This is a genomic window from Streptomyces sp. NPDC002156 (genome assembly GCF_053593675.1).
The window spans coordinates 1-4,237 of sequence record NZ_JBSFDA010000329.1; the positions used below are offsets into that span (position 1 = coordinate 1).

At 69.1% G+C, this 4,237-nt stretch carries 3 protein-coding genes; all 3 read right to left on the reverse strand.

Features of this window, described 5'->3' with window-relative positions:
* Positions 1–313, reverse strand: a 313-nt coding sequence (locus ACWCRB_RS49235) for a sarcosine oxidase subunit delta (RefSeq protein ID WP_451002286.1), incomplete at its 3' end; no start/stop codon positions are given.
* 24 nt (positions 314–337) lie between these two features.
* A complete protein-coding gene (locus ACWCRB_RS49240; protein WP_235478590.1) occupies positions 338–1,570 on the reverse strand; it encodes a sarcosine oxidase subunit beta family protein in 1,233 nt (410 codons plus the stop codon).
* Positions 1,571–1,611: 41 nt separating this feature from the next.
* The gene (locus ACWCRB_RS49245; RefSeq protein WP_451002287.1) at positions 1,612–4,059 is read right to left on the reverse strand and encodes a GcvT family protein; all 2,448 of its coding nucleotides are present in this window, start codon (positions 4,057–4,059) and stop codon (positions 1,612–1,614) included.
* Positions 4,060–4,237 lie beyond the last annotated feature (178 nt).

Below are 4,237 nucleotides of genomic sequence, written 5' to 3' on the forward strand. Positions count from 1 at the left end.
CCTCAAACGCCGGACGGGCTGAAAACGCGCCCGGTACCGGAGTTGCGGGACGGTCCTCCCCCGCCCTGTACACCGCCAGGATCTCGTTCGTCCCCGTGTCCCGTACCGCGTTGAACCACCTGCGGCAGCCCGCCGAGTGGGTCCAGCGCTCCGCGAACGGACCCTTCGGGTTGGCGCGGAAGAACAGGTATCGGGCCCACTCCTCGTCGGTCAGGGCCGACGGGTCCTCCGGGTAGGGGACGTGGGCCTGGCCGCCGTAGTGGAACTCGGCCTCGTCGCGGGGCCCGCACCACGGGCAGGGGATGAGCAGCATGTCGTTCGGCTCCCTTGAGGGTCCCTAGTGGGCCACCGCGGCCGCGCCGTGCTCGTCGACGAGCGCGCCGGTGGTGAAACGGTCGAGCGAGAAGGGGGCGTTGAGCGGGTGAGGCGTGTCGTGGGCGATCGTGTGGGCGTAGACCCAGCCGACGCCCGGGGTGGCCTTGAAGCCCCCGGTCCCCCAGCCGCAGTTCAGGTACAGGTTGTCCACCGGGGTGAGGCCGACGATCGGCGACGCGTCGGGACTCACGTCCACGATGCCGCCCCAGGTGCGCAGGACATGGGCTCGGGCGAACACCGGGAAGAGTTCCAACGCCGCCGACATCTGCTCCTCGATGATGTGGAACGCGCCGCGCTGCGTATAGGAGTTGTACGAGTCGATGCCCGCGCCCATCACCAACTCGCCCTTGTGCGCCTGGCTGACGTACACGTGCACCGCGTTGGACATCACCACCGTCGGATGCACCGGCTCCAGCAGCTCGCTGACCAGTGCCTGCAACGGGTGGCTCTGGAGCGGGAGTTCGATGCCCGCCATCGCCGCCAGGACCGAGGAGTGGCCCGCCGAGCAGAGCGCGACCTTGCCCGCCGCGATCGGCCCCAGGGTCGTCTGGACCCCCACGACCCGCCCGCCGACCACGTCCAGGCCCGTGACCTCGCAGTTCTGGATGATGTCGATGCCCGCCGCGTCCGCCGAGCGAGCCAGCCCCCACGCCACGTGGTCGTGCTTCGCGATGCCCGCGCGGGGCTGGTAGGTACCGCCCATCACCGGATAGCGCACGTCCGGGGAGATGTTGACGATCGGGCAGACTTCCTTGACCTGCCGCTCGTCGAGCCATTCGGCGTCCACACCGTTCAGGCGGTTCGCCTCGACCCGGCGCACGCTGTCGCGGACGTCCTGGAGGCTGTGGGCCAGGTTCAGCACGCCTCGCTGGGAGAAGAGGATGGGGTAGTCCAGCTCCTCCTCCAGTCCCTCCCACAGCTTCAGCGCGTGCTCGTAGATCCCCGCGCTCTCGTCCCACAGGTAGTTCGAGCGGATGATCGTCGTGTTGCGGGCCATGTTGCCGCCCGCCAGCCAGCCCTTCTCCAGCACGGCGACGTTCGTGATGCCGTGGTTCTTCGCCAGATAGTGGGCCGTGGCGAGGCCGTGTCCACCACCGCCCACGATGACCACGTCGTACGAACGCTTCGGCTCGGGCGTACGCCACAGCCAGTCAGGATGCTCCGGCAACTCGGCGCCGGGTGTACGGGGGCTCATCGGGCGTCTCCGTCTTCTGCTGCCATGAGTGGACTGGGGTTCTAGCCCCTGAGGCGGGACATCGTCGGGTCGAACAACGGCTCCTCGGCGACTGTCGCCTCGACGCGCTCGTCGAAGTAGCCGATGTGCAACACCGTGCCGGGGGCGGCCAGTTCGGCGGGCAGCCACGCATACGCGATGCCCTTGCCGATCGTGTAGCCGTACGCGGCGCTCGTCACATATCCGACGGCCCGCTCACCCTCGTACACCGGCTCCTTGCCCATGACGACCTGTCGCGGGTCCTCGATCGTCAGGCAGGTCAGCTTTCGCCGGACATCGGCCTTACGGCGTTCCAGGGCCGCCCTGCCGATGAATTCGCCCTTGTCGAGCTTGACCGCGAAGCCGACGCCGGCCTCGTACGGGTCGTGCTCGTACGTCATGTCGGTGCCGAAGGAGCGGTAACCCTTCTCCAGGCGGAGGCTGTTGAAGGCGCCGCGGCCCGCCACGATGCCGCCCAGGGGCTGTGCCGCCTGCCAGAGGGTGTCCCACAACTTCTGGCCCTGGTCTGCCGTCGTGTACAGCTCCCAGCCGAGTTCGCCGACGTACGACAGACGCATCGCCGTCACCGGGACGCTGCCGATGTAGGCGCGCTTGGCGCGGAAATACTTCAGGCCGTCGTTCGAGAAGTCCTCGTCCGTCAGGGGCTGGAGGACCTTGCGGGCCAGCGGGCCCCACAGGCCGATGCAGCACGTGCCAGGGGTGATGTCGCGGACCTGGACCGTGCCGTCGGCCGGGAGGTGGCGGGTGAACCAGTCGAGGTCCAGGTTGCCGTTGGCGCCGACCTGGAAGAGGTCGCGGGCGAGGCGGGCGACCGTGATGTCGCTGCGGATGCCGCCGTCGTGGTCCAGGAGCAGCGTGTACGTCACCGAGCCGACCGACTTGGCCACCTTGCTGGTGGTCAGGCCCTCCAGGAAGTCGGCGGCGCCGGGGCCGGTCACCTCCAGGCGCTTCAGGGCCGTCATGTCGTACATCGCGACCGTCTCGCGGGTCGCCTGGGCCTCGGCTCCGACGATCGGCGACCAGAACTGGGCCGCCCAGTCGTTCGGGGTCGGCACCGAACGGCCCGCCACCAGGCCCGCGTTGGCCTCGTACCACTGCGGGCGCTCCCAGCCGTTCGCCTCCAGGAAGAAGGCGCCCAGTTCGCGCTGGCGGGTGTGGAAGGGACTGGTGCGGATCGGGCGGGGGCGCCCGGACGGCTGGAGGGGGTGGAGGATGTCGTACACCTCCACGAAATTCTGGCAGTCGCGGGCCAGGACGTACTCCGGGGACAGCTGGTGCGGCTCGAAGCGGTTGAGGTCGCACTCGTGCAGGTCGAAGGACGAGCAGTAACCGTCGACCAGCAACTCGGCGACGGCACGGCCGACGCCCGCGGAGTGGGTGACCCAGACCGCCTCCGCCACCCAGAAGCCCTTGACGTCCGGGGACTCGCCGAGGAGGGGGAAGTTGTCGGTGGTGAAGGAGAACAGGCCGTTGATGCCCTCCTCGACCTTCGCGTCCTTGGTGGAGGGGAGGAGCGACTGGGTTTCCGTCCAGGCGGGCTCGAAGTCGTCCTCGGTGAACTTCAGCACCGAGGGCATTCCCCCGGCCGTGTCCGCCTCGTCGAAGGAGAGGATCTCGTCGGCGGTGATCGGCATCGGGCGGTGGCCGTAGTAGCCGATGCCGATGGCGTCGAAGCGGTCGCGGTAGTAGAGGTCGGCGTCCTGGTGGCGCAGGATCGGGCGGACCGCCTCCTCCGTCTGGCCTGCCAACGCCGGTACCGGGCCGGTCCAGGCGAGTTGGTGGGCGAGGGGGGTGAGGGGGAGGTTCAGCCCGACCATGCGGGCGATCTTCGGCCCCCAGATGCCGGCGCAGCACACGACGATGTCGGCAGGGATCTCGCCCTGGGACGTGAGGACACCCGTGACCTGACCATCGACCTGCTGGACGTCCAGTACCTCGTGACGGGGCAGGAAGGTCACGCCGCGTTCGGTGGCCCGGCGGATCTGGGCCTCGACGGCGAGGACCGCTTTGGCGAGACCGTCGGTGGGGACGAGGAGGCCGCCCAGGACGCGGTCGGGGTTGAGGAGGGGGTGCTGCTCCGCACACTCCTCGGCGGTCAGCAGACGCGCCTCGATGCCCCAGGCGGTGATCCAGCCGTGGCGGCGGTGGAGTTCGGTGAGGCGCTCGGGGGTGGTGGCGACTTCCAGGCCGCCGACCTGGAGGAAGCAGGGCTTGCCGTCGACGTCGAGGGAGCAGAACTTCTCGACGGTGTAGCGGGCCAGTTCGGTCATCGTCTTGGACGAGTTCGTCTGAAAGACGAGACCCGGGGCGTGGGACGAGGACCCCCCGGTGCCGGGGAGCGGTCCCTGGTCGACCACGGTCACTTCGGTCCAGCCTCGTGCGGAGATCTCGTCCGCGAGTGCCGCGCCAACGACGCCCGCTCCGATGATGACCACTCGGGGTCCCGCCATCGCCGCACCTCCGGTTCAGTTGCTGTCTACGCAACATGATTCAGGTTGCGCAACTCAATGTGCCTTCCGTGCAGGTAGGTGTCAAGAGGCTCCGAAAGCCGGGAGAAGGGGCTTGTTTCCGCCCCCGCCGCCCCTACCCGTCCCATCCTTCTGGGGGCTGCGCCCCCAGACCCCCGCT

Excerpts from the sequence above, each read along its gene's own strand:
- ACWCRB_RS49240 (WP_235478590.1), bottom strand. The coding sequence starts at position 1,570 with ATGAGCCCCCGTACACCCGGCGCCGAGTTGCCGGAGCATCCTGACTGG.
- ACWCRB_RS49245 (WP_451002287.1), bottom strand. The coding sequence starts at position 4,059 with ATGGCGGGACCCCGAGTGGTCATCATCGGAGCGGGCGTCGTTGGCGCG.